We start from the raw sequence: 25,004 nt of genomic DNA on the forward strand, positions 1-25,004 counted from the left end.
AACGTGAAGTCCGTGCTGACATACTGGGTTGGAGCATCAAGGCACGGGACTACAGTAGCGTTATTACTGACACCGTCGTGACACCCGTGACCCAGGTCAGAGCCGACAGCCTCGAAAACCGTTAAGCTATTAACGTTGATAACTGGAGGCTAACCGTTTGAAAAGCTGGCACTGCGTCGTGGGTATCCTGCTGATCACCACGCTCACCATTTTGCTCGAAATTCCTTCCGATACCTGGATGACCTCGGCCACCCTCAGCTTGGTGCTGGGCGCTGCGGCGTTGGCCAACATGGCGGTTTCATGCCTGCTGGCCGCTCGCTGGCATCTCATCGAGCGACTGTTCGGCGGGCTGGATCGGGTGTATGAAACGCACAAATGGCTGGGCATCTGGGCGTTGGTCTTTGCCAGCTACCACCTGGTGTTCAAAGCCAACCTGGACGCCTGGAACAGTGCTGCGATTGTGGAGTTTTCCAAGTACTGGACGCGCATGGTGCGCCAACTGAGCTATGTGGCACTGGGCATGATCGTGTTGCTGGCCCTGAACCGAAACATCCCCTATAGCGTCTGGCGCTGGTGGCACAAACTCTCTGGCCCGCTGTTCCTGATCGTCATTGCCCATTGGCTGAGCTTCAAGTCACCGATTACCCTGAACAGCCCTTCCGGCATCTGGTTGGCCGTACTCTGTGGCCTGGGGGTCATTGCTGCCCTGTACAAGCTGGTGCTCTACCCCTTCATTGCCACAGCCGGCGAGTACAAGGTTGCTGCGGTGTCCATTGCCAAAGGCTCCCTGCACCTGGAACTGGCACCGGTCCATCGCGGCTTCCCGTTCAAGGCCGGGCAATTCGCATTCCTGGCCATGAAGGAAAAGGGCTTGCGTGAGCCCCACCCGTTCACGATCGCCAGCGCCCATAAAGACAACGGCCACATCCACTTCGTGATCCGCGCCTTGGGCGACTACACCCAGGCGCTGCGCAAACAGGTCAAGGTCGGCATGCTGGCGGATATCTATGCCCCTTACGGGCACTTCAAGCGCCTGCCCGATGCCCAGCGGGAAATCTGGATTGGTGGCGGGGTGGGCATTTCGCCGTTCGTTTCCTGGTTGCAGGACAAAGCTGCCAAGCGCTTCGACAATGTCACGCTGGTTTACTGCTTCAACCCTTCGCGGGCGTTCCCCAGTGTCGAACAGATGAAAACGATGGCTGAAGAACGCGGCGCCGAGTTCGTCGGCCATGACAGCAGCGCCGACAAACTGGCTGAGACCTTGCGCCGGGTTGCTGGCGAAACCAATCCAGAGCACATCCAGATCAGCTTCTGCGGCCCCAAAGGGCTGCTGGCCCAGGTCAAGGAACTGATGCGCGAACAGCGGATTCCAGAGGGCAATCTGCGTTATGAGTTCTTCGAGTTCCGCTAACAGCCGTCACTGAATCTCTCGCGCTGCTACGCCAAGGCCGATTGGCGTAGCAGCTACATCACGCCCTCGCTTTTCCCCCTCGCCCTCCCAGCACACCTCCAGCAGACAGCGGAATCCCTGTTTGCAGGCCATCTGTCGCCTTCTTGCTCTACAAACTCATCTGAGGGACTTGCGCTTACAGTATTATGGTATACCATCATACGCACAAACCTTATTCACTCAGATGGAGCCGCTCATGAGTTTTGAAATTCGCAAAATCGTCAGCTATGTCGAAGAAACCTTCATCGAAGGCGGTAAAGCTGCAGACAAGCCGGTGACCATGGTCGGGCTGGCTGTGGTCATCAAGAACCCTTGGCTGGGCCGCGGCTTCGTTGAAGACCTGAAGCCGGAAATCCGTGCCAACTGCTCCGACCTCGGTGCCCTGATGGTTGAGCGGCTGGTGGCAACCATTGGCGGCGCGGAAAAGATCGAAGCCTACGGCAAGGCGGCCGTCGTCGGTGCCGACGGTGAAATCGAGCACGCTTCCGCTGTCATCCATACCCTGCGCTTTGGCAATCATTACCGTGAAGCGGTCAAGGCCAAAAGCTACCTGAGCTTCACCAACAAGCGCGGTGGCCCTGGCACTTCGATCCAGATTCCGATGATGCACAAGGACGACGAGGGTCTGCGTTCGCACTACATCACGCTGGAAATGCAGATCGAAGATGCACCGCGTGCCGACGAAATCGTTGTGGTCCTGGGTTGCGCCGACGGTGGCCGCCTGCACCCGCGTATCGGCAACCGCTACATCGATCTGGAAGAACTGGCCGCTGAGAAAGCGCAGTAACCCACACAGCATGTAGGAGCGCTCCATGATTCGGCTCACTGCTGAACGCACACCGGCTGGCACCAGTTACCTGGCGACCGGCCAAGGCCAGCCCGTGATATTGATCCACGGCGTGGGCCTGAATAAAGAAATGTGGGGCGGGCAGATCGTAGGCCTGGCCACAAAGTACCGTGTCATTGCCTACGACATGCTCGGGCATGGCGCCAGCCAGCGCCCGCCCACTGGCACCGACCTGCTGGGCTATGCCGATCAGTTGCTGGAGTTGCTTGAGCACCTTGAGCTGCCGCGGGCGACCGTGATTGGCTTCTCCATGGGCGGGCTGGTCGCTCGCGCCTTTGCGCTGCACTATCCGCAGCACGTGCAGGGGCTGGTGATCCTTAACAGCGTGTTCAACCGTAGCCTGGAACAACGCGCTGGCGTCATTGCGCGAACCGCCCAGGCCGCTGAGCACGGGCCGGACGCTAATGCCGAAGCGGCGCTGTCACGCTGGTTCAGCCGCGAGTATCAGGCTGCCAACCCGGCACAGATCGCAGCCATCCGCCAGACACTGGCCAGCAATGATCCACAAGGCTACCTGACCACCTACGAGTTGTTCGCCACGCAGGACATGTACCGCGCTGACGACCTCGGCAGTATTCGGGTGCCCACCCTGATTGCCACCGGCGAACTGGACCCCGGTTCGACCCCGGAGATGGCCCGGCAATTGGCCGAGCGCATTCCCGGCGCACAAGTGGCAATACTCGACGAACAGCGGCATATGATGCCGGTAGAGTCGCCGCGCCTGGTCAATCAGGTGCTGCTGAACTTTCTGGATAACGCACAAAACCAACACAACCAGATAGAGGGGATCGTTGCATGACACTCGCACGCTTCCAGATGTGCATCGGCGGCGAATGGGTCGATGCCCTTAACGGCAAGACGTTTGAAAGCCTGAACCCGGCGCTCGCCGAGCCTTGGGCGGTGCTGCCCGATGCTGACGAAGCCGATGTCGAACGTGCCGTTCAATCGGCCCAGGCAGCCTTCGAGGGCGCAGCCTGGCGGGGCCTGAGCGCTACCGCACGAGGCAAGCTGTTGCGCCGCCTTGGCGATCTGATCGCCGAGAACAAAGAGCAACTGGCACAACTGGAAAGTCGCGACAACGGCAAACTGATCCGCGAAACCCGCGGCCAGGTGGGCTACCTGCCAGAGTTCTTCCACTACACCGCGGGCCTGGCCGACAAGCTCGAAGGCGGCACGCTGCCGCTGGACAAGCCGGACATGTTTGCCTACACCGTGCACGAGCCCATCGGCGTCGTGGCCGGGATCATCCCGTGGAACAGCCCGCTGTACCTGACCGCGATAAAACTGGCGCCAGCATTGGCCGCAGGTAACACCATCGTGCTCAAGCCGTCCGAACATGCCTCGGCGACTATTCTTGAGCTGGCACGCTTGGCCCTGGAAGCCGGCATTCCGCCTGGCGTCGTCAACGTCGTGACCGGTTACGGCCCCAGCACGGGTGCTGCACTGACCCGTCACCCCCTGGTGCGCAAGATTGCCTTCACCGGTGGTGCGGCCACGGCGCGCCACGTGGTACGCAGCAGCGCCGAGAACTTTGCCAAGCTGTCGCTGGAGCTGGGCGGCAAATCGCCCAACATCATCTTTGCCGACGCAGACCTCGACAGTGCAATCAACGGAGCCATCGCGGGTATCTATGCGGCCTCCGGCCAGAGTTGCGTGTCCGGTTCGCGCCTGCTGGTTCAGGACGAAATCTACGATGAGTTCGTTGAGCGCCTGATTGCCCGCGCCAAACGCATTCGTATCGGCAACCCGCAGGACGACAGCACCGAGATGGGCCCGATGGCCACGGCCCAACAACTGGCAGTCGTCGAAGGCCTGGTGGCCGATGCACTGGCCGAAGGTGCTCGCCTGCGCCTGGGAGGCAAGCGCCCGGACATTGCCGGCGGAGGCTGGTTCTATGAGCCGACCCTGTTCGAGTGCGACAGCAACTCGATGAAGATCATGCAGGAAGAGGTGTTCGGCCCAGTGGCCTCGGTGATTCGTTTCAAGGACGAAGCCCAAGCCCTGGCAATCGCCAACGACTCGCAATTCGGCCTTGCTGCCGGTATCTGGACACGCGATCTGGGCCGCGCCCATCGCCTGGCCCGGGACGTACGCTCCGGCATCATCTGGGTCAACACCTACCGCGCGGTATCGGCCATGGCGCCTATCGGCGGCTTCAAGAACAGCGGCTACGGTCGCGAGAGCGGCATCGAATCGGTGCTGGCCTATACCGAACTGAAAACGGTATGGATCAACCTCTCGCAAGCACCGATGCCCGACCCGTTTGTCATGCGCTAGGAGACCTGCATCATGATCGAACCCGGCATTTACAAAGAAGTCATGGGCTCCTTCCCTTCCGGGGTGACAGTGGTCACCACCCTGGACGCGCAGGGTGACATCGTCGGCATCACCGCCAGCGCGTTCAGCGCGTTGTCGATTGACCCGGCACTGGTCCTGTTCTGCCCTAACTACGCGTCTGATACCTACCCGATTCTGCGCAACAGCAAGCAGTTTGCCATTCACTTGCTCGCAGCCGATCAGCAGGCCGAAGCCTATGCCTTTGCCGGCAAGGGCAAAGACAAGGCCAAAGGCATTGAGTGGCACCTCAGTGCGTTGGGCAACCCCTTGCTGAGCAAGGCCACTGCGATCATTGAGTGCGAGCTCTGGCGCGAATACGACGGCGGCGATCACGCCATCATCGTCGGCGCGGTAAAAAACCTGATCCTGCCCGATCAGCCAGCCACGCCGATGATCTACCACAAAGGCAAGCTGGGCGCGCTGCCCACCCTGGCCTAAGCGTTTACTCCGGGGCCGCTCGCTACCCTCCCCCTCGGTAGCGGCCCCTTTTTATTCCGGGAGCCGGCATGACACCTGCAGCCTCGCAACTATTCCGCCAGCAAGCCTTTATCAATGGCCAATGGCTGGACGCGCCAGACGGCGCCTACCAGCAGATTTTCAATCCGGCCAACGGCGAAAAAATCGGCCAAGTCCCCAACCTCGGTGCCGACCACGCCCGCTTGGCCATCGCTTCGGCAAACGCGGCCTGGCCGAGCTGGCGCAGCCTGACGGCCAAGGAACGCAGCACCCTGCTCAAGCGCTGGCACAGCCTGATGCTCGAACATGCCGACGCCCTGGCCGAAATCCTCACGCTGGAACAGGGCAAACCACTTGCCGAAGCCAAGGGTGAGATTCTCTACGCGGCCAGCTTTATCGAGTGGTTTGCCGAGGAAGCCAAACGCATCTACGGCGATACTATTCCCAGCCACAAGGCTGATGCACGTATCGTCGTCAGCAAGGAGCCGATCGGTGTCGTGGCCGCCATCACACCGTGGAACTTCCCGGCCGCGATGATCACCCGCAAAGCCGGCCCGGCCTTGGCGGCAGGCTGCACATGTATCGTCAAACCGGCACCGGAAACCCCCTTCTCAGCGCTGGCCATGGCCGCGCTGGCCGAACAGGCCGGTATTCCGCCCGGCGTGTTCAATGTCATCACAGGCGACGCCGTGGCGATTGGTGCAGAACTGACCGGCAGCCCCGTGGTGCGCAAGCTCTCCTTCACCGGCTCCACCGGCATTGGCAAATTGCTGATGGCGCAGTGCGCACCGACCCTGAAGAAAGTTTCGCTGGAACTGGGCGGCAATGCGCCCTTTATCGTCTTCGACGACGCCGACCTTGAGCGCGCCGTGGAAGGCGCATTGGTCGCCAAGTTCCGCAATGCCGGACAGACCTGCGTGTGTGTCAACCGCTTCCTGGTTCAAGACGGCATTCACGATGCGTTTGTAGCACGCCTTGCCGAGCGTGTTGCAGCACTCAAGGTTGGCAATGGTTTCGAGCCCGACGTCCAGCAAGGGCCACTGATCAACGAACGCGCCGTGGCCAAGGTTGAAGAGCATGTTCAGGATGCACTGGCATTAGGCGCGCAGCGGGTCTGCGGAGGCGCACGCCATGCGCTGGGGCATGGCTTTTTCCAGCCAACTGTCCTCGCCGGGTTGACCCGCGACATGAAGGTCGCGCAGGAAGAAACCTTCGGGCCATTGGCAGCGGTATTCCGTTTCGACACTGAAGCCGAAGCGATTGCGCGTGCCAACGATACCGAATTCGGCCTTGCGGCCTACTGTTACACCCGCGACCTGGGGCGTGCCTGGCGCATGAGCGAAACCCTGGAGTACGGCATGGTCGGCATCAACGAAGGGTTGATTTCCACCGAAGTGGCGCCCTTTGGCGGGGTCAAGGCATCGGGCCTGGGCCGTGAAGGCTCGAAGTACGGCATCGAAGACTACCTCGAAATCAAATACACCCTGATGGGCGGGCTTTGACCCGACAGGAGCAGCACGACATGAGCAACGAAAAATATGAAAAGGGCCTGGCGATTCGTACCCAGGTACTGGGCGAAGCCTACGTCAACCGCTCAATCGAGAATGCCGACGACTTCAATCGCCCCCTGCAGGAGCTGGTCACAGAGTACTGCTGGGGTCACGTCTGGGGCCGCGAGGGCTTATCGCTTAAAGAGCGCAGCATGATAAACTTGGCCATGATATCGGCCCTTAACCGGCCTCACGAACTCAAGCTGCATATCCGTGGCGCCTTGCGTAATGGACTGAGTCGTGAACAAATACGCGAAATTCTGCTTCAGGTCGGCATCTACTGTGGCGTACCCGCTGCCGTAGACAGTTTCCGGCTTGCCCGTGAAGCCTTCGCCGAAGCCGATGCAGAGGCCTCCAGTTAAACCTGGGCTGCTGATCCAAACGGAGCACGGACGATCCCGATGATCGACGTACGCCTTTTACCTGGACAGCCCAACTCAGAGCAGACCCCATGAAACGCCTGCCACTCGACGACAGCTTCAAGGTCAATCGCAACCCCGTTACCCTGCGCGAAATCGTGCTGGATAAACTGCGAAGCGCCATCATGAATTTCCAGCTCCTGCCCGGAGACCGCCTGGTCGAACGCGACCTGTGCGACCGCCTAGGCGTCAGCCGTACCTCGGTTCGCGAAGCCTTGCGCCACCTGGAATCCGAAGGGCTGGTGGAATTCGCCGACGCCAAGGGCCCTCGGGTGGCAATCATTACGCTGGACGATGCGGTCGATATCTACGAGCTGCGCTGTGTACTGGAAGGCATGATCGTCCAACTGTTCACCCTGCGTGCCAAGGCCAAGGATATCAAGGCCCTGGAAAAAGCCCTCGAAGAAAACCGCAAGGCCCTCGCAGAGGGCGAACTGCAGCAGGTCATCGATTCGGTTCAAGGGTTCTATGACGTGTTGCTCGAAGGCTCGGGCAACCACATCGCCGCGACCCAGTTACGCCAGTTGCAGGCCCGTATCAGCTACCTTCGCGCCACATCGGTGTCTCAGGAGAACCGCCGTGGCACCAGCAGCCACGAAATGGAACGTATCGTCGAGGCCATCAAGAGCGGCGATCCACTGGCCGCGCACCAGGCCTCGGTCGACCACGTCCGCGCGGCGGCGAAGGTGGCCTTGGAGTACCTCAAGCGCAAGCAAGGGGAAACCGGCGACATCCCCGAGATCATTGCACCCATCGCCCTTAAAGAACCGCGTATAGGCCGCTGAAATGATGACCCCGCGCTTTTGCCCGCAATGCGGTGGCAATGACCTGGTTCGCCAGCTGCCACCGGGGGATACCCATGAGCGCCAGATGTGCCGCAGTTGCGGCTACATCCACTACGTCAATCCAAAAATCATTGCCGGCTGCATCATCGAGCAGGACGGCAAGTACCTGCTGTGCCAACGCGCCATCCCTCCTCGCCCGGGCACCTGGACACTGCCGGCCGGTTTCATGGAAAGCAATGAGACCACTGAACAGGCTGCCTTGCGCGAAGTGTGGGAAGAAACGGGTGTGCGAGCGGAAATCCACTCACCCTACTCGATCTTCAGCGTGCCGAAGATCAGTGAGGTGTACATCATCTACCGCGCCATCGCCCTGGAAGTCACCGGCCAGTTTGGCCCGGAAACCCTCGACTACAAGTTCTTCGCGCCCGAGGATATTCCCTGGGACAGCATCTATTACCCGGCAATACGGCAGATCCTCGAACGCTACATCGAGGAACGCCGCGCGGGTGTCTATGGCATCTACATTGGCAATGATGACTGCGGCAAGATCCACTTCATCCGCTGACCCCACCGCGCCCGTCATTCAGGGTGCTATGCCCTCGACTATAATCACTTCAGCCCGAGCAACACCTTCACGGTAGCCCTTGGCCTCTTGGTACTGCTGCGAGTGGTAGCAGGCCAGCGCCTGCGCGTAGGAGTCAAATTCGATGACAACGCTGCGTTGTGGCGTTGCTCGCCCTTCCAGCGCTTCGCTGCGGCCGCCTCGAGCCAATAGACGCCCCCCATAAGCAGCAAACGCCGCAGGTGCACGACGGGTGTATTCGCTGTAAGCGTCCGGGTCGGTGACATCCACATGCGCAATCCAGTAAGCCTTCATCGTGACCTCCTCAGTCAACCTGTATTATGGTATACCATAGAATTTCATACCACACACTGAGAGTCCAGCCATGGCCTTCAACAGCATCGAAGAAATCATCGAAGACTACCGCCAGGGCAAGATGGTGATCCTGGTCGATGACGAGGACCGCGAGAACGAAGGCGACCTGCTGATCGCGGCCGACCATTGCGACGCCAGGGCCATCAGCTTCATGGCCTGCGAGGCCCGTGGCCTGATCTGCCTGACGCTAACCGACGAGCACTGCCAGCGTTTGGGTCTGGAGCAAATGGTGCCCAGCAACGGTAGCGTGTTCAGTACCGCGTTCACCGTCTCCATCGAAGCCGCCAGCGGCGTCACCACAGGCATTTCTGCTGCCGACCGGGCCCGTACCGTGGCCGCCGCAGTGGCCAGCAATGCCGTGCCAGAGGACCTCGTACAACCCGGGCATATCTTTCCGCTGCGCGCCAAGGAAGGCGGCGTCCTGACCCGCGCCGGGCATACCGAAGCGGGCTGCGACCTGGCGCGACTGGCGGGCCTTACCCCGTCCTCGGTCATTGTCGAGGTCATGAACGACGATGGCACCATGGCCCGGCGCCCTGACCTGGAAGTGTTCGCCCGCCGGCACGGCATCAAGATCGGCACCATTGCCGACCTGATCCACTACCGCCTGAGCACCGAACACACGATAGTCCGTATCGGTGAGCGTGAGCTGCCGACGGTACATGGCACCTTCCGCCTGGTCACCTATGAAGACCGGATTGAAGGCGGCGTACACATGGCAATGGTGATGGGCGAACTGCGCCGCGAACAACCAACCCTGGTACGGGTGCACGTCATCGACCCACTGCGTGACCTGGTGGGCGCAGAGTACAGCGGGCCAAGCAACTGGACACTCTGGGCGGCCCTGCAGAAAGTCGCCGAGGAAGGCCATGGGGTTGTGGTAATCCTGGCCAACCATGAATCCTCACAAGCGCTGCTTGAACGCATACCGCAGTTGACCCAACCGCCACGGCAGTACAGCCGCTCACAGTCGCGCATCTACTCGGAAGTCGGCACTGGCGCGCAGATCCTGCAGGATTTGGGGGTGGGCAAACTGCGTCATCTTGGCCCACCGTTGAAGTACGCAGGGCTGACCGGCTATGACCTGGAAGTGGTTGAAAGTATTCCATTTTCTTCCTGATAACTGCTGTTTCAAGCGCGGCAACGCGCGATGTTGTCCATAAACACAGCATTTTGCCGGATGGTCGGTACGGCAAAATGCTTGCAGAAAGTTTGGAATACCATAATATGATATTCCGTAGACCGGACACTTTTGCCAGGTGCGCCCGCCAGGGACAGCACAAATAACAGCCCTTGGCACGGTCGCCTTTCAAGGCCCCGATGGACCTACTGCTCCCGATAAGCGGGTGTCTACAGCCCGCTCAAAAACACAACAAATGAGGGCGTGAAAATGGTGTTGAACAAACGTGTAGCCGCAGTACTTGTTGCAGGCATGCTGTCATCGGCCTGCTCATTCGTCTCAGCGGCCGAGAGCGTCAACTTTGTCAGTTGGGGCGGTACAACCCAGGATGCGCAGAAGCAGGCCTGGGCCGACTCCTTCACCCGCAGCAGCGGCATCACCGTGGTTCAAGACGGGCCAACCGACTATGGCAAGCTCAAGGCCATGGTCGAAAGCGGCAATGTGCAGTGGGATGTTGTGGATGTAGAGGCTGACTTCGCCTTGCGTGCAGCGGCTGAAGGCTTGCTCGAGCCACTGGACTTCAACACGATTCAGCGCGACAAGATCGACCCGCGTTTCGTCTCTGATCACGGCGTCGGCTCGTTCTTCTTCTCCTTCGTGCTGGGCTACAACGAAGGCAAGCTGGGCGCCAGCAAGCCAGTCGATTGGAGCGCACTATTCGACACCAAGACCTACCCCGGCAAACGTGCCCTGTACAAATGGCCAAGCCCTGGCGTGCTTGAACTGGCCCTGCTGGCCGACGGCGTGCCCGCCGACAAGCTCTATCCACTGGACCTGGACCGCGCCTTCAAAAAACTCGACACCATCAAGAAAGACATCGTCTGGTGGGGCGGCGGCGCGCAATCGCAACAACTGCTTGCCTCGGGTGAAGCCAGCCTCGGGCAGTTCTGGAACGGCCGGATCTATGCCCTGCAGCAAGATGGCGCCCCCGTGGGCGTAAGCTGGAAACAGAACCTGGTCATGGCCGATTTCCTGGTAATCCCCAAAGGCTCCAAGAACAAGGATGCGGCCATGAAGTTCCTGGCCAATGCCAGCAGCGCCAAAGGCCAGGCCGACTTTTCCAACCTGACCGCCTATGCGCCGGTCAACGTCGACAGCGTCGCGCGCCTGGACTCCGTGCTGGCACCTAACCTGCCGACTGCCTACGCTAAGGACCAGATCACTCTCGACTTCGCATACTGGGCCAAGAACGGTCCTGCCATTGCGACACGGTGGAACGAATGGCTGGTCAAATGAAAATGGCGGCCACTGCGTCCCGTCACGCTAACCCGAGCAGCAGCGCCAAGGGCGCTGCAGGCTCGACCACTGGCAAGGCAGTCACCATGAAGCAATCCCCCACCCTGGCCCAACGCTGGCGGGGCGTCGGCAACCTGATACCGGCCCTGCTGTTCCTTGGCCTGTTCTTCCTGGCGCCATTAATCGGCCTGTTGCTGCGTGGCGTACTGGAACCCACACCAGGGCTGGGAAACTACGAGCAGCTGTTCGCTAACTCGGCCTATGCCCGGGTGCTGCTGAACACGTTCTCAGTGGCCGGGCTGGTCACGCTGTTCAGCCTGCTGCTGGGCTTTCCGCTGGCCTGGGTGATCACGCTGGTACCTCGCGGTTGGGGTCGCTGGGTGTTGAACATCGTCCTGCTGTCGATGTGGACCAGCCTGTTGGCGCGCACCTACTCCTGGCTGGTGCTGCTGCAGGCTTCCGGGGTCATCAACAAGGCGCTGATGGCCTTGGGCATCATCGATCAACCGCTGGAAATGGTGCACAACCTGACCGGCGTGGTGATCGGCATGAGCTACATCATGATCCCGTTCATCGTCCTGCCACTGCAGGCCACCATGCAGGCAATCGACCCGATGATCCTGCAGGCCGGCTCAATCTGCGGCGCCAGCCCCTGGACCAACTTCTTCCGGGTGTTCTTGCCGCTGTGTCGTCCGGGGCTGTTCTCTGGCGGGCTGATGGTGTTCGTGATGTCCCTGGGTTACTACGTGACGCCAGCGCTGCTGGGCGGTGCGCAGAACATGATGCTGCCCGAGTTCATCATTCAGCAGGTGCAATCGTTCCTTAACTGGGGCCTGGCCAGCGCCGGCGCCGCACTGCTGATCGTGATCACCCTGGTGCTGTTCTACTTTTACCTGAAGCTTCAACCGGAGTCTCCGGTTGGTGCCAGTAACGCGAGGTAAGCGATCATGCTCCTGACTCCCAATGCCATGGGCCGGCGCATGCGTCTGGGCCTGTACCTCACCACCGGCCTGATCGCGCTATTCCTGCTGCTGCCGATCGTGTTCATCGTGCTGCTGTCATTCGGTTCTTCGCAGTGGCTGGTGTTCCCACCACCGGGCTGGACGCTGAAATGGTATAGCCAGTTCTTTTCCAATGCCGACTGGATGAACGCCGCACTGGCCAGCCTGAAGGTGGCGGTGCTGACGACAATCTGCGCCGTTGCACTCGGCCTGCCGACGGCCTTCGCCCTGGTTCGCGGGCGCTTTCCTGGCCGGGAAATGCTCTATGGCCTGTTCACCCTGCCGATGATCGTGCCACTGGTGATCATCGCCGTGGCGGTGTATGCGCTGTTCCTCAAACTGGGCTACACCGGAACCCTGTTTGCCTTCGTGGTAAGCCATGTGATCGTCGCGCTGCCCTTTACCATCATCTCGATCATCAACTCACTGAAGCTGTTCGATCAGTCTATCGAAGACGCCGCGGTGATCTGTGGGGCGTCGCGTCTGCAGGCGGTGGTCAAGGTGACCTTCCCGGCGATCCGCCCGGGCATGGTTGCCGGCGCACTGTTCGCCTTCCTGGTCTCGTGGGACGAAGTGGTGCTCAGCGTGATGATGGCCAGCCCGACCCTGCAAACCCTGCCCGTGAAAATGTGGACCACCCTGCGTCAGGACCTGACACCTGTGATCGCCGTCGCTTCGACGCTGCTGATCGGCCTGTCGGTACTGGTCATGGTGATCGCCGCCGCGCTGCGCCGGCGCAATGAAATCAGCGCCTGAGCGCCTAGGAGTACGACATGAGTGCCGTCATCAAAGATCCTGCACAGCAGCGCGACAAGCCCCTGGTCAGCCTGCGCAACCTGAACAAGCACTACGGCGACTTTGCCGCCGTGGACAACATCTCGCTGGACATCCAGGACGGTGAGTTCCTCACGTTCCTCGGCTCCAGCGGCTCGGGAAAGAGCACCACCCTGTCGATGCTTGCCGGGTTCGAAACACCCAGCAGCGGCGAGATCCTGGTCAATGGCCAATCGCTGGTCAATGTCCCGCCGCACAAGCGCGACATCGGCATGGTGTTCCAGCGCTACTCACTGTTCCCGCACCTTTCGGTACGCGACAACATCGGTTTCCCCCTGGCCATCCGCAAATTGGCGGCCAGCGAGCGAGACAAACGTGTCGATGCCATGCTCAAGCTGGTACAACTTGAGAAATTCGCCCATCGGCGCCCGTCCCAACTCTCCGGCGGCCAGCAGCAGCGCGTGGCGATTGCCCGTGCGCTGGTCTACGAGCCACGCATCCTGCTGATGGATGAGCCGCTCGGCGCCCTGGACAAGAAACTGCGCGAAGACCTGCAGGACGAACTGCGTCAACTGCACCGTCGCCTGGGCATTACCATCGTTTATGTCACCCACGACCAGGAAGAAGCCATGCGCCTGTCTCAGCGCATTGCGATTTTCAGTCACGGCAAGATCGTTGGGCTGGGCAGTGGCTACGACCTCTATCAGAACCCACCGAATGCCTTTGTCGCCTCGTTCCTCGGCAACTCCAACTTCCTCAAGCTCAAGGCCCAGGGTAATGCGGTGGCCAGCTTTGAAGGCCAGCCATTGTCGATCCGTCTGACTGGTGGTCTGCAACTCGACCAGGACGTACTGCTGATGATCCGGCCGGAGAAAGCACTGGCCCTGAGTGTGGAGCAGGCCCAGCGGGAACCACTCGCTGCGGGCTGGAACGAAGTCTCGGCCAAGGTCAGCGAAATGCTCTTCCTCGGTGAAAGCCAAACCTGCAGCGTGGTTACACCGGGTGGTACGGCGATGACCGTCAAGGCCCTGTCGGCCACCGGCATGCCACTCACCGCTGGCGACACCGTGCGGGTACGCTGGGCAACCAGTGATGCCTGCGTGTATACCCAATGGTCTGAAAGCGACCTGAACAAGGCCGCTGGCGCGCATTAACTCCCCTCCACGTTCCCGTGCCCTGCACGGGAACGCCCCTACCGACGGTACTGGTCGGCCTGCATCGCCCCCCCCTTTCCTACGCTACATAAAACACGACACCCTCTCCTGCCTTCGCTAATCCTCACGAGACTTCGCGCTTAACCGCCAGCGTAGCCATACAGCGCGTCGGTACCGTGCCTGTCCGCGAGCCAGGTGTTCCGGAGCCGATCCGCCTGTATCAATTGAGAGGTATGAACGCTGAGAGGGTATGAAGCGTGATGCCCGAAAGCGGCAGCGAAGCGCAGGGTGCAGGCAACCCGGCCACTAACCTGAGCACTGCACGCCAGGTCAGTAAGCGGTATTGGTTCGATTATTCGAGGGGGGGATTATCGGTTCGTCATCGACGCAGCGGGGCTGACGCTTGAAACGCAATACGCCGTCGCCGAGCACCCCGGGTGTGAACCCAGCTGCGCCCAGCGACGGCGAGTAACAGTAACGCGCTTGATCAGTCGGTAAAGCCCAGTTTGACGGCGCCGCGTGCTGCTGGCTGACTACGGGTAGCCAGGCAGTAGTACAGCGGGCAGGTCACTGCCAGCCCGACCAGCCAGGACAAGTCAGCGCCTTCCACCAGATTGGCGTAGGGCCCGACATACAGCGAGGTATTGGCAAACGGCAGTTGCACGAGGGTGCCGATAAAGTACGCAACAATCGCATGCAGATTGAAACGCCCATACACGCCGCCGTCGGCACTGAAAATCGAGCTGATGTCGTACTGACCACGCTTGATCAGGTAGAAATCAATCAGGTTGATCGACGCCCACGGCACCAGCACCAGCAGCAGCGCCAGAACCAGGCCGATAAACTGCGAAATGAAGTTCGGCGACGTACCCAGCGCAACCACGCAGCACCCCGCCAGGATCAGCGTCGACAACACTACCCGTACCCTGATGCTTGGGGTCCACTGGCTGGCAAAAGTCTGGATCGAGGTAATGATCGACAACACAGCGCCATACAGATTCAGGGCGTTGTGGCTGATGATGTTGAGCAGGAACAGCACCATCAAAATCGGCCCCAACCCGCCCGTGGCCTGCTTTACAGCAGCCATGGCTTCAGTACCGTCGGGCGTGGCCAGCACGGCGACGACACCGAAGGTGAACGACAGAATGGTACCCAGTGTCGCGCCCAGGTAGGTGGCCAGGAACGGTCGGGCGATGCCGATATCGGCGGGCAGGTAGCGCGAGTAATCCGACGTGTAGGGCGAAAAGCTGATCTGCCAGATGATCCCCAGTGACACCGTGGCCAACCAGCCAGAAAGGTTGAAACCGCCACGGCTGAAGAAATCAGCAGGCACATCGTGGGCAAAGATATAGACGAAACCTGCCAGCAAGGCACTGCCCATGACCCAAGTGCCGATACGGTTCAAGGTATGGATAAAGCGGTAGCCGATCACGCCGATTGCCGTAGCGCTCAACGCCCCGATCAGAATGCTCGCCGGTACCGGCACCGAAGGCGCGATGCCGGTAATGGATTTTCCGGCCAGGACGATGTTGGAAATGAAAAAGCCGATGTAGATGATTGCAGTGAAGAACACGATCAGTAATGCACCGTAGCGGCCGAATTGACCACGGCTCTGGACCATCTGCGGAATCCCCATGCATGGGCCTTGCGCCGACGCCAGGGCAATCACGATGCCGCCGATCATGTGCCCGAGGATGATCGCCATCACTCCCCAGAACAGGTTGAGGTGGAACACCTGAACCACCATCGCACCGGTCACGATGGGTAATGGCGCAATGTTGGTGCTGAACCACAGGGTGAAAAGATCGCGCGCCTTCCCATGGCGCTCCGCAAGCGGTACGTAGTCGACCGTATGGTTCTCGATCAACGGGTCTTGTTTGGACATCTGGGACATGTTCATCAACTCGAGTTTGTCTGTTTTTATCGTTGTACAAAGCCAAACCGGGGCGGCTCTGCGAGCCACCCAAGATGAACACCATATTATGGTATTCCAACTTTTTAACAAGACTGAGCCGGTCTTTTGCCGAGCAGCTGATCTGCCCTCGTGCCGTGGAACGCCCGATTTTAATGGCCAAAACCCCCGAGAACACGGGGCCTGAAGCGCCTTTGTGACACTCGTCGTGTTGTACGTAAAAGGCGTTGCAAAGATCATATTATGGTATACCATCATACCTGAAGCCTGACCCAATCCTTCCTGCTGCTTCGAGGACAGTCCAATGATCGATGCCACCCTCTACAAACAAGTCATGGGTTCATTCCCGTCCGGGGTGACCGTCATCACCACCCTCGACGACGATGGCCAGGTCGTCGGCCTGACTGCCAGCGCGTTCAGTTCGCTGTCGATGGACCCGGCACTGGTGCTGTTCTGCCCCAACTACAGTTCCGACTCCTACCCGGTCCTGATCAAGAACAAACGCTTTGCCATCCATGTGCTGTCCGGCGTCCAGCAAAAAGAAGCCTATGCCTTCGCCCGCAAGGGTAAAGACAAGGCGCAAGGGATCGAATGGACCCTCAGCGAACTGGGCAACCCACTGTTGAGTAACGCCACGGCCATCATCGAATGTGAACTGTGGCGCGAGTATGAAGGCGGCGACCACGCCATCATGGTTGGCGCAGTCAAGAACCTGATTGTGCCGCAGCGCGACAACGGGCCGCTGGTGTACTGCAATGGAAAGATGGGCGCATTGCCAGTACTGGCTTGAGCCTGGGCACAGAAGACAAATCGCTTGCAGATATCCCGTATTATGGTATACCAATAATTCAGTGCCCGGGCCTTCCTGTTCCACTCGGTACCCGGTGATAACGGCCAGACACCACCCGGCAGCGCACAGCGCTCTTTCCTGATATCAGGCCTGCAGTCGACAGGCCCACAACAAAAGATCCGAGGTAAGCGTCATGAAATTTTCGTTGTTCGTACACATGGAGCGTTGGGACGAAAGCGTCAGCCATCGCCAGTTGTTCGAAGACCTGACCGAGCTGACCCTCATGGCCGAAACCGGCGGCTTCAGCACCGTCTGGATTGGTGAACACCACGCCATGGAATACACCATCTCGCCAAGCCCGATGCCGCTGCTGGCTTACCTCGCGGCCAAGACCACCACCATCCACCTGGGTGCAGGCACGATCATTGCGCCGTTCTGGCACCCTTTGCGCGTCGCGGGTGAATGCGCGCTGCTGGATGTGATCAGTAACGGGCGGATGGAAGTCGGCCTGGCCCGCGGTGCTTACCAGTTTGAATTCGACCGCATGGCCGGTGGCATGCCCGCCTCCTCCGGTGGTCAGGCCCTGCGTGAAATGGTCCCGGTCGTCCGTGCCCTGTGGCAGGGTGACTACGCCCACGACGGTGATATCTGGAAATTCCCGACCTCCACCAGCGTGCCAAAACCCGTACAGAAACCCATGCCACCCATGTGGATTGCCGCCCGCGATCCAGACTCGCACAACTTTGCAGTCGCCAACGGGTGCAATGTGATGGTCACGCCACTGATGAAGGGCGATGAAGAAGTCCTGGACCTCAAGAACAAGTTCCAGACCGCCTTGAACAACAACCCCGAAGTACCACGCCCGCAACTGATGGTACTGCGCCACACCCATGTACACGCCGTTGACGACCCTGAAGGCTGGAAAGTCGGTGCCCAGGCCATTTCGCGCTTCTACCGCACCTTCGATGCCTGGTTCGGCAACAAGCAAACCCCGGTCAATGGTTTCCTTGAGCCAAGCCCGGAAGAAAAGTTCGCCGAACGTCCAGAGTTCGAGCTGGAAAACATCCGCAAGAACACCATGATCGGCACCCCGGAAGAGATCATTGCGCGCATTCGCTACTACCAGGAACTGGGCGTGGACGAGTTCAGCTTCTGGTGCGACAACAGCCTGCCGCATGCCGAGAAGAAGAAGTCCCTGGAGCTGTTCATCAAGCACGTGGTACCCGCCTTCAGCTAAGCGAAGCGCAGGCATCTGTCACAAAAACGCCGGGGCATGCCCCGGCGTTTTTGCACTCAATTGCTACAACTCAATGGTTGTACGCCCGCTCGTTGTGCTCGGCGAGGTCCAGCCCCATCTCCTCTACCGACTCATCGGCACGCAAGCCCGTCAGCGCATTCACCACTTTCAGAATGAGCCAACTGACCACAAAGCAGTAAACCGTGGTCATCAAAACACCCTGAACCTGCGCCCACACCTGCGTGCCCATGCTCACGCCCTCAACCAGCCCACCCATGGACGGTACGCAGAACACGCCGGTCAGCAGCGCGCCAATGATGCCGCCGATACCATGCAGGCCAAACACGTCGAGGCTGTCGTCATAACCCAGGCGCCGTTTCAGCACGGTGACGCTCAAGTAACAGAGCACGCCGCACAACACGCCGATGGCCAATGCCCCGCCAACCCCCACGTAGGCACACGCCGGGGTAATACCGACCAAGCCGGCCAAGGCACCGCTGGCCAGGCCCAACGCACTGGGTTTACCGACCTTGAACCATTCGGTGAACATCCAGCCGAGGATGCCGGCGCACGCCGCCAGTTGGGTGTTAAGCATGACAATCCCGGAGACGCCGCCAAGGCCACCACCCGAACCGATATTGAAGCCGAACCAACCGACCCAGAGCATGGCCGCACCAACCATGGTCAGGCTCAGGTTATGCGCTGGCATCGGCGTATTGGCATAGCCCTTGCGCTTGCCGAGCATCAAGCACGCAGCGAGCGCTGCCACCCCGGCATTGATGTGCACCGCTGTTCCGCCGGCGTAATCCAGCACCCCCCAGTTGTGCATCAACGCTCCCGCCCCACCCCAGACCATGTGCGCCACTGGCGCGTACACCAGGGTGAACCACAGGGCCATGAACAACAGCGCCGCCGAGAACTTCATGCGCTCGGCGAAAGCACCCGCGATCAACGCCGGGGTAATAATGGCGAACGTCATCTGGAAGGTGACGTAGACGCCCTCGGGAATTTCACCCACCAGGCTGTCAGGCGTCATGCCAGCCAACATCGCGCGGCTCAGACCACCGACAAAGCTGTTGAAGGTCACCTCCCCTTCAACCATCCCAGTGGTATCGACCACCATACTGTAGCCATAGATCACCCACAGCACGCCCACCAGACCGGCGATACCAAAACACTGGGTAAACAGCGAAAGCATGTTCTTCGCCCGCACCAGGCCACCGTAGAAAAGCGCCAGCCCCGGCAGGCACATGAACATCACCAGCACTGCTGCGCTGATCATCCAGGCGGTACTGCCAGTATTGAGTGTCGGTGCCTCGGCGGCCTGGGCCAGCGGCACAACCGCGCCCAATGCCATCAGGCTCAAGAGGAGATTGCCAGAAAAGCGCTTGACCATTTTCGAAGCTCCTGCAAAAAAAGGGTTTGCTGGCAGCACGTAAAAAGACACTGATAGACGGGCTTTTGTAAGCCTCTAGGCATGCACAACACCCCTCCGGGGAGGGGTGCTGCGTTTACAGCGCTGGCTCAGTACTGTTGGCCAGGTATCCAATGGGTGCCTGCCAGCGGCACCCGTGCCATCGCAGCCGCCTCCACCGTCAAGGCCACCAGGTCCTCAGGATCGAGGTTGTGCAGGTGCGACTTGCCGCAGGCACGCGCCATGGTTTGCGCCTCAAGCACCAACACCCGCAAGTAATTGGCCAGACGACGCCCACCTTCAACAGGGTCCAGGCGCTTCGACAGTTCCGGGTCCTGGGTTGTGATCCCAGCCGGATCACGACCGTTCTGCCAGTCATCGTAGAAGCCTGCGGCCGAGCCGATTTTCTTCAGTTCCTCATCCAGACGCGGGTGGTTGTCACCCAGCGCAATCAGCGCCGCAGTGCCGATCGCAACAGCATCCGCGCCCAACGCCATGGCCTTGGCGACATCGGCGCCGTTGCGGATACCACCAGAGACGATCAACTGAACCTTGCGGTGCATGCCCATCTCCTGCAAAGCCTGTACCGCTTGCGGGATGGCCGGCAGGATCGGAATGCCCACGTGCTCGATAAACACTTCCTGGGTCGCCGCCGTGCCGCCCTGCATACCGTCGAGGACAATCACATCAGCCCCGGCCTTGACCGCCAGCTTGACGTCGTAATAAGGACGGCTGGCACCGATTTTCACGTAGATGGGCTTTTCCCAGTCGGTGATTTCACGGATCTCGGCGATCTTGATCGCCAGGTCGTCCGGTCCGGTCCAGTCCGGGTGGCGGCAGGCACTGCGCTGATCGACACCAATTGGCAGGGTGCGCATACCCGCTACCCGCTCGGTCACCTTCATACCCAGCAGCATGCCGCCACCACCCGGCTTGGCGCCCTGCCCCAAAACGATCTCGATGGCATCGGCCTTGCGCAGATCGTCCGGGTTCATGCCATAGCGCGATGGCAGGTACTGATACACAAGGTGCTGCGACTGGCCACGCTCTTCCGGGGTCATGCCGCCGTCGCCGGTGGTGGTGCTGGTACCGGCAATGGTCGCGCCACGGCCCAACGCTTCCTTGGCGTTGGCCGACAAGGCGCCGAAGCTCATCCCGGCAATGGTCACGGGAATTTTCAGGTGAATCGGTTTCTTGGCAAAACGGTTGCCGAGCACAACATCAGTGCCGCACTTCTCGCGGTAGCCTTCCAGCGGATAACGCGAAACGCTGGCACCGAGTAGCAGCAGGTCATCAAAATGCGGCAGCTTGCGCTTGGTGCCACCGCCGCGGATGTCGTAAATGCCGGTTTCGGCGGCACGCTGGATTTCCTGAATGGCCAGGCGGTCGAAGGTGGCGGACTCGCGCAGCACTGGAGGGGTCTTTTCGCTCATTGTGGTTCTCCTGGATCAGTACGCGGAGGCGTTGTCGACTTTGAAGTTGTACAGCTGGCGGGCTGAGCCATAACGCTTGAAGTCAGCGGCCTTTTCATTGAGGCCAGCGCGATCTAGCAACTGCTGCAGCTCTTCCAGGTGCTCGGCACGCATTTCCTTGGCAATGCAGTCCGAACCCAGCGACTCGACCTTGCCTTTGACATAGATGCGGGTTTCGTACAGCGAGTCGCCCAGCGCATCGCCGGCATCGCCACACACCACCAGACGACCCGCCTGCCCCATGAAGCAGCTCATGTGGCCGATGCTGCCGCCGACCACGATGTCGATGCCTTTCATGGAAATGCCGCAACGCGCACCGGCATCCCCCTCGATCACCAGCAGGCCGCCATGTGCGGTGGCGCCTGCCGCTTGCGAGGCGCTGCCCTTGACCCGCACATACCCCGACATCATGTTCTCGGCGCAACCGACACCGACGTTGCCATGCACGGTGACCGAGGCTTTCTGGTTCATGCCTGCGCAGTAGTAACCGGCGTGGCCCTGAATATCGATAGAGACCTCCTGGTTGACCCCGACCGCCAGGTTGTGCGCACCGTTAGGGTGAGTCACGACCCATTCGCGGTCATCCACATGCTTGGCCTGGTCATGCAGGGCCTGGTTCAGATCACGCACAGAGGCGTTGGACAAATCGATAGTTTTCATGTGCGTGCTCCTTAAGCCGACTCGCGTTCCCAGATGTACATGGTGGCCGGGACCGGTTCCCAGACCTTGGCGTTCTCGATACCTGGCAGGCTGGACAACGCCTGATACTCCGAGGCCATGGCAACGTAGTCGTCAGTCTCGGCGAGGATCGCCGGCTTGCAGGCAATCGGATCGCGAATCACGGCAAAGCCGTTGCGTGTGCCGATCGCAAAGGTGAAGAAGCCATCGAGGTCTTCCAGCGACTTGTCCAGCGCTTGCTTGAGCGTGTCGCCCTGCTGCAGGCGCCAGGTCAGGTAACCGGCGGCCACTTCAGTGTCGTTCTCGGTTTCAAAGGTGATACCTTCGCGGCGCAGGTTCTGGCGCAGGCGCGAGTGGTTGGAAAGCGAGCCGTTATGCACCAGGCACAGGTCGGCGCCGGTGGAGAACGGGTGACTGCCTTCCATGGTCACCGCGCTTTCAGTGGCCATGCGGGTGTGACCGATGATGTGGCTGCCTTTCATGCTAGCCAGGCCGAAACGCTCAGAGATTTCTTTGGGCAAACCCATGCCTTTGAGAATCTCGATGCTCTGCCCGGCGCTCATGATGCGCACGCTTGGCGCCAACTCGGCCAACACGGCCCGCACCGCGGCTTCGTCCGCCTGTACTTTCAGGACAATGGCGCTGGCATTCTGAAACCAGTCCAGCGCGCAGCCCAGGCGGGCCTCGACGGCTGCAACCAAGGCCTTGAAGTCATAGCCCTCGGTGGTCGCCTGCAGGGTCAGCTTGACCCAGCCATCCGCCACTTCATCACCGTAGATGGCAAAACCGGCACTGTCCGGACCACGATCCGTCATGGCCTCGAGCATGGGTTCAAACAGCTTGCCCAACTGGGATTCAAGCTTGGGGTTTTTCAGGTAAAGACCCACAATTCCACACATATTAGAAACTCCAGGGCAGAAGACGCCCTCCCCACTCACCGGGCGTCAGGAACGGTTGATTAACGAATCAGAAAAACTCGGTGTAGCGCTGGATCTCCCAGTCGCTCACATGGCGGCTGTATTCCACCCACTCCATGCGCTTGAGGCGGATGAACTCGCCCACGATCTCCGGCCCCATGACCTCGGCGAACAGGGGGTCGGCCTCCAGGGCATCACAGGCTTCCTTGAGTGATTGCGGCAAGGTCTTGATGCCACGTGCGGCGATCTCTTCAAGGCTGAGCTTGTAGAGGTTCTCGTTGCAGACCTTGTCGATTTCGAGCTTGCGGTCGATGCCGTCCAGGCCCGCTGCGATGATTGCCGCGCTCACCAGGTACGGGTTGCAGCCCGCATCGGGCAAGCGAAACTCCAGGCGACCGTACGGCACACGGACCATCGCAGATCGGTTGTTGGCACCAAAGGCGATGAACGCCGGCGCCCAGGTTGCGCCAGACAGCGATTGACCAACCACCAGGCGCTTGTAGGAGTTGACAGTGGGTGCTGCAAAGGCACACAGCGCCGGGCCGTGCGCCAAAAGGCCTGCGGCAAAGTGATAAGCCAGCTTCGACAGGCCCATGCCGCTTGGATCACTGGCATCGTGGAACAGGTTCTTGTTTTCGGCACTGGCGATCGACAAGTGAAAGTGCATCCCGTTGCCGGCCCGCTTCGGGTCGGGCTTGGGCATGAACGAGCAGATCATGCCCAGGTCGTTGGCAATTTCACCCGCCGCCATGCGGAAGAAGGTGAAGCGGTCCGCGGACTCCATGGCTTCACTGTAGGTGTAGTTGATCTCGAACTGACCGTTGGCGTCTTCATGGTCAATCTGGTAAATGTCAAAACCCACCGGCTGCAAGGCTTCGGTCAGGCGCTCAAGGAACACCCGCGAACGCGACAGCCCCTTGTAGTCGTAGCAGGGCTTGTCCAGGGTATCGCTGCTGTCCACCAGCTGCAGACGCCCCTGCTCATCGCGACGCATCAGGTTGAACTCTGGCTCCAGCCCGGTGTTGAGCGTCCAGCCCTTATCGCTCAGGCGTTTGATCTGCTGCTGCAAGACATAACGGCTGTCATAGGGATGGGGCTTGCCATCGACATGGCCGATGCACACGATACGGCCGTAGCCTGGCTGCCACGGAACCGGCGTCAGCGTCGACAGATCGCCCCGGGCCATGAAGTCCGGGCCATGCGGCTCCATGCCCATGCCGCAGATGGCGAATCCCGCGAAGCCCGCACCGTCTTCGGCAACCATTTTCAGGCCAGAAACCGGCACTGATTTGGTCTTCGCCGAACCGTGAATGTCAACGAACTGAGCCAGCACGTACTTGATCCCATGCTTCTCGATCAAATGCTGGGTATCTGGTGGCAACATGGATCTCACTCCTCGTGAAAGGCAAAGCGTTGTGGAAGGTTGAAACGCCTGACTTCCCTGACAACCACATTATTCCAATCAGGAAAGTTACTTTCCCAATAGGAATGCAATCAGCTTGCCAACTCTGGGATACCACTGACCTGAATGCGCGAAGGGGAGCGTTGCTGCTGTCTATATGGGAAACTTGCTTTCCCACCGCGAATAATCGAGGGTGGACAGGCTCGACAGGGGTGTACATCGCACATTCCTGGTGCGAATATAAAATTATTGAAAAGAAATAGTGCAGGCTGTGATAACGATGACCGATGAAACGCAACCCCGCCTGAAGCTCGAGCAGTACCTGGGCATGCAAATCAAACGTCAGCGCCAGGCCCAGGAACTGAAACTGGCCGACGTCGCCCGTATCGCCGGTATCAGCCAGGGCATGCTGAGCAAGATCGAAAACGCGCAGGTATCCACCAGCCTCGATACCCTCAGCCGTCTCTGCGACGTGCTGGGCATGCCCATGTCGAAACTGTTCAGCCAGTACGATCAACAAGGCAGCAGCGCGCTACTGGTCAAGGCTGGTGAAGGCCTTGAAGTGGTCAGGCGAGGTACCGAGAAAGGCCACACCTACCACCTGCTCAACCATACCCGTGGGCCAAAGAAGAACTTCGAGGCCTACATGGTGAGCATGGATGACGCCAGCGAAGAGTTCCCGACCTTCTCCCACCCCGGTACCGAGTTTCTCCACCTACTTGAAGGTGAACTGATCTACCGGCATGGCAATCAGCTGTACCGCATGGAAGCCGGCGACAGCCTGACCTTCGACGGGGAGGTTCCCCACGGGCCGGAGCAACTGGTGCAGGTGCCGATTCGCCTGCTGTCGATCATGAACTACGGCAACCAGAACGAGTAAGCAGCACGCAAGTAAAACCCGCTCCTGCGCAGGGCCTCGGCGGGCCGGCGGTGACGCCCTCATCGCACCCGCCTGACCTCGCCCGCCCACCAAAAAAATTCCTGTAAGTAAAAAAAGTTTCCAGAAACCACTGGACGCTACGGCCCTCCTTCACCTATAAAAGCACCCACAGGAAT

The 25,004-nt window shown here is 60.0% G+C and carries 24 protein-coding genes; 17 read left to right on the plus strand and 7 right to left on the minus strand.

All coding sequences use genetic code 11. The annotated features are described in order from the left end of the window. Window positions 1-157 precede the first annotated feature (157 nt). The 9 genes from CYD26_RS04950 (at window position 158) to CYD26_RS04990 (ending at window position 8,409) form a co-directional block, all read left to right on the plus strand. Entirely contained in the window at window positions 158-1,411 is a 1,254-nt protein-coding gene (locus tag CYD26_RS04950; protein ID WP_102051934.1) for a ferric reductase-like transmembrane domain-containing protein, read from the plus strand. Window positions 1,412-1,646: 235 nt separating this feature from the next. Continuing rightward, a complete protein-coding gene (locus CYD26_RS04955) occupies window positions 1,647-2,237 on the plus strand; it encodes an amino acid synthesis family protein (RefSeq protein ID WP_065761139.1) in 591 nt (196 codons plus the stop codon). A 25-nt stretch (window positions 2,238-2,262) separates the two neighbouring features. Continuing rightward, complete coding sequence (locus tag CYD26_RS04960) at window positions 2,263-3,096, plus strand: alpha/beta fold hydrolase (protein ID WP_065761138.1); 834 nt, start codon at window positions 2,263-2,265, stop codon at window positions 3,094-3,096. Further along, window positions 3,093-4,574: an aldehyde dehydrogenase gene (locus CYD26_RS04965; RefSeq protein WP_065761137.1), complete on the plus strand. Its 1,482-nt coding sequence runs from the start codon at window positions 3,093-3,095 to the stop codon at window positions 4,572-4,574. The genes CYD26_RS04960 and CYD26_RS04965 overlap by 4 nt, the downstream gene beginning before the upstream one ends. Before the next feature lie 12 nt (window positions 4,575-4,586). Continuing rightward, a complete protein-coding gene (locus CYD26_RS04970) occupies window positions 4,587-5,072 on the plus strand; it encodes a flavin reductase family protein (RefSeq protein ID WP_102051935.1) in 486 nt (161 codons plus the stop codon). A 68-nt stretch (window positions 5,073-5,140) separates the two neighbouring features. Further along, entirely contained in the window at window positions 5,141-6,592 is a 1,452-nt protein-coding gene (locus tag CYD26_RS04975) for an NAD-dependent succinate-semialdehyde dehydrogenase (RefSeq protein WP_102051936.1), read from the plus strand. Between the two features lie 20 nt (window positions 6,593-6,612). Continuing rightward, a complete protein-coding gene (locus CYD26_RS04980) occupies window positions 6,613-7,002 on the plus strand; it encodes a carboxymuconolactone decarboxylase family protein (protein WP_065761134.1) in 390 nt (129 codons plus the stop codon). Between the two features lie 89 nt (window positions 7,003-7,091). Next, on the plus strand, window positions 7,092-7,844 hold the full coding sequence (locus CYD26_RS04985) for a GntR family transcriptional regulator (RefSeq protein ID WP_102051937.1): 753 nt from the start codon (window positions 7,092-7,094) through the stop codon (window positions 7,842-7,844). A 1-nt stretch (window position 7,845) separates the two neighbouring features. Next, window positions 7,846-8,409 (plus strand): NUDIX hydrolase, encoded by a 564-nt coding sequence (locus CYD26_RS04990; RefSeq protein ID WP_065761132.1) that lies wholly within the window; start codon window positions 7,846-7,848, stop codon window positions 8,407-8,409. 18 nt (window positions 8,410-8,427) lie between these two features. Here the strand turns inward: CYD26_RS04990 and CYD26_RS04995 are convergent, their stop codons facing one another. Beyond that, entirely contained in the window at window positions 8,428-8,721 is a 294-nt protein-coding gene (locus tag CYD26_RS04995) for a DUF1330 domain-containing protein (protein WP_099775199.1), read from the minus strand. Between the two features lie 70 nt (window positions 8,722-8,791). Between CYD26_RS04995 and ribBA the strand changes: the two genes are divergently transcribed. From ribBA to CYD26_RS05020, 5 genes are all read left to right on the plus strand, one after another. After that, the gene (gene ribBA / locus CYD26_RS05000) at window positions 8,792-9,901 is read left to right on the plus strand and encodes a bifunctional 3,4-dihydroxy-2-butanone-4-phosphate synthase/GTP cyclohydrolase II (RefSeq protein WP_102051938.1); all 1,110 of its coding nucleotides are present in this window, start codon (window positions 8,792-8,794) and stop codon (window positions 9,899-9,901) included. 270 nt (window positions 9,902-10,171) lie between these two features. After that, window positions 10,172-11,197 (plus strand): ABC transporter substrate-binding protein, encoded by a 1,026-nt coding sequence (locus tag CYD26_RS05005; protein WP_065761129.1) that lies wholly within the window; start codon window positions 10,172-10,174, stop codon window positions 11,195-11,197. Next, window positions 11,194-12,138: an ABC transporter permease gene (locus tag CYD26_RS05010; protein ID WP_065761128.1), complete on the plus strand. Its 945-nt coding sequence runs from the start codon at window positions 11,194-11,196 to the stop codon at window positions 12,136-12,138. Before CYD26_RS05005 ends, CYD26_RS05010 begins: the two co-directional genes overlap by 4 nt. A gap of 6 nt (window positions 12,139-12,144) precedes the next feature. Further along, window positions 12,145-12,954, plus strand: coding sequence for an ABC transporter permease (locus tag CYD26_RS05015; protein WP_099775202.1), 810 nt, complete (start codon window positions 12,145-12,147; stop codon window positions 12,952-12,954). 17 nt (window positions 12,955-12,971) lie between these two features. Continuing rightward, window positions 12,972-14,126: an ABC transporter ATP-binding protein gene (locus CYD26_RS05020; protein ID WP_065761126.1), complete on the plus strand. Its 1,155-nt coding sequence runs from the start codon at window positions 12,972-12,974 to the stop codon at window positions 14,124-14,126. Between the two features lie 487 nt (window positions 14,127-14,613). On the opposite strand, the gene CYD26_RS05025 is transcribed toward CYD26_RS05020, so the two are convergent. Continuing rightward, window positions 14,614-16,020 (minus strand): cytosine permease, encoded by a 1,407-nt coding sequence (locus CYD26_RS05025; RefSeq protein ID WP_102051939.1) that lies wholly within the window; start codon window positions 16,018-16,020, stop codon window positions 14,614-14,616. Between the two features lie 322 nt (window positions 16,021-16,342). On the opposite strand from CYD26_RS05025, the gene CYD26_RS05030 reads away from it, so the two are divergent. Next, window positions 16,343-16,828, plus strand: a complete 486-nt coding sequence (locus tag CYD26_RS05030; RefSeq protein ID WP_065761124.1) for a flavin reductase family protein — start codon at window positions 16,343-16,345, stop codon at window positions 16,826-16,828. Between the two features lie 193 nt (window positions 16,829-17,021). Beyond that, window positions 17,022-18,065: an LLM class flavin-dependent oxidoreductase gene (locus tag CYD26_RS05035; RefSeq protein ID WP_099775204.1), complete on the plus strand. Its 1,044-nt coding sequence runs from the start codon at window positions 17,022-17,024 to the stop codon at window positions 18,063-18,065. A 70-nt stretch (window positions 18,066-18,135) separates the two neighbouring features. On the opposite strand, the gene CYD26_RS05040 is transcribed toward CYD26_RS05035, so the two are convergent. From CYD26_RS05040 to glnT, 5 genes are all read right to left on the minus strand, one after another. After that, a complete protein-coding gene (locus tag CYD26_RS05040) occupies window positions 18,136-19,461 on the minus strand; it encodes an ammonium transporter (protein WP_102051940.1) in 1,326 nt (441 codons plus the stop codon). A gap of 128 nt (window positions 19,462-19,589) precedes the next feature. Continuing rightward, window positions 19,590-20,912, minus strand: a complete 1,323-nt coding sequence (locus tag CYD26_RS05045; RefSeq protein ID WP_065761881.1) for an FMN-binding glutamate synthase family protein — start codon at window positions 20,910-20,912, stop codon at window positions 19,590-19,592. Between the two features lie 15 nt (window positions 20,913-20,927). Continuing rightward, entirely contained in the window at window positions 20,928-21,611 is a 684-nt protein-coding gene (locus CYD26_RS05050; RefSeq protein WP_099775206.1) for a protein glxC, read from the minus strand. Window positions 21,612-21,622: 11 nt separating this feature from the next. Continuing rightward, window positions 21,623-22,528 (minus strand): glutamine amidotransferase family protein, encoded by a 906-nt coding sequence (locus CYD26_RS05055; protein ID WP_065761883.1) that lies wholly within the window; start codon window positions 22,526-22,528, stop codon window positions 21,623-21,625. A 67-nt stretch (window positions 22,529-22,595) separates the two neighbouring features. After that, window positions 22,596-23,930, minus strand: a complete 1,335-nt coding sequence (gene glnT / locus CYD26_RS05060) for a type III glutamate--ammonia ligase (RefSeq protein ID WP_065761884.1) — start codon at window positions 23,928-23,930, stop codon at window positions 22,596-22,598. Between the two features lie 298 nt (window positions 23,931-24,228). Here glnT and CYD26_RS05065 point away from each other — a divergent pair, with 298 nt between their 5' ends. After that, window positions 24,229-24,828, plus strand: a complete 600-nt coding sequence (locus CYD26_RS05065; protein WP_065761885.1) for a helix-turn-helix domain-containing protein — start codon at window positions 24,229-24,231, stop codon at window positions 24,826-24,828. Window positions 24,829-25,004: the final 176 nt, after the last annotated feature.

It is taken from the genome of Pseudomonas sp. FFUP_PS_473 (assembly GCF_002858665.1).
Taxonomy (GTDB): domain Bacteria; phylum Pseudomonadota; class Gammaproteobacteria; order Pseudomonadales; family Pseudomonadaceae; genus Aquipseudomonas; species Aquipseudomonas defluvii.